The following is a 1,146-nucleotide window of genomic DNA, read 5'->3' on the forward strand; positions in this document are numbered from 1 at the left end:
CGGCGGCCAGGCGGCCAGCTCGCCGAAGCCCTGCTCGGCCTCGGGTCGGGCACCGGCCGCGAGGACACCGGACCCGTGGCGGGTCCACGGCTCCTCGGCGACCGCGTCCTGGCGCCGCGAGTAGACCGCGAACGACCGTCGATCGGCGGCGTCCGGCGCCTCCACGACCAGCTGGAGCTGCACGCCGCCCCGCTCGGGCAGGACGAGCGGCGCCTCCAGCGTCAACTCCTCCACCACATCGCAGCCGACCTCGTCACCGGCACGGATCGCCAGATCGACGAAGGCAGTACCCGGCAGCAGGACGCTGCCGTGGATGATGTGGTCGGCGAGCCACGGCTGCGTGTCCAGCGACAGCCGGCCCGCGAGCAGCACGCCCTCCGAGTCCGCGAGCGCCACCGCCGCGCCGAGCAGCGGGTGCCCGGCATCGCCCAGACCGATGGACTCCGGGTCCCCGGCGACATACGCCGCCGCACTCGGCCAGAACCGCTGCCGCTGGAAGGCGTACGTCGGCAGGTCCACCCGACGCGCACCCATGCCCGCGAAGAAGACGTCCCAGTCGACGGCCGTGCCGTGGACGTGCACCCGGGCCAGCGCGGTCGTGATCGTCTCGGCCTCGTCGCGGTCCTTGCGGAGCACGGGCACGAAAACCATGCCGTCGACGTCACCGGCCGTGCAGCCCTGAGCCAGCGCGGACAGGGTCCCGTCCGGGCCGAGCTCGACGTACGCGGTCACACCGGCGGCTTCGAGCACGCGGACACCGTCCAGGAACCGCACCGCCTCGCGGACGTGCCGGACCCAGAACTCGGCCGAGCCCATCTCGTCGGTGACGACGGCACCCGTCAGACACGACACGACCGGGATGGCGGGAGCCGCGAACACCAGCCCCGCCACCACCTCGCGGAAGTCGTCCAGCATGCCGTCCATGTGCGGCGAGTGGAACGCATGGCTCACCGTCAGGCGCTTCGTCTTCCGCCCCTGGGCCTCGAAGGCTGCGGCGATGGCGACCGCGGCGTCCTCGTCACCGGCGATGACGACGGCCTGCGGGCCGTTGATCGCGGCGATGCTCACCCGGTCGCCCTCGCCGAGCAGCGGCAGGACCTCGTCCTCCGACGCCTGCACCGCGATCATCACGCCACCGGCCGGGAG

1 protein-coding gene is annotated in these 1,146 nt (G+C 73.3%); it reads right to left on the reverse strand.

Annotated features, from left to right (window positions below):
• Nucleotides 1-1,146: acyltransferase domain-containing protein (locus tag HYE82_RS36680; protein WP_179178545.1), on the reverse strand; the 1,146-nt coding region annotated here is incomplete at both ends.

Origin of the sequence: Streptomyces sp. BR123, assembly GCF_013401435.1 — a bacterium.
Lineage (GTDB): Bacteria > Actinomycetota > Actinomycetes > Streptomycetales > Streptomycetaceae > Streptomyces.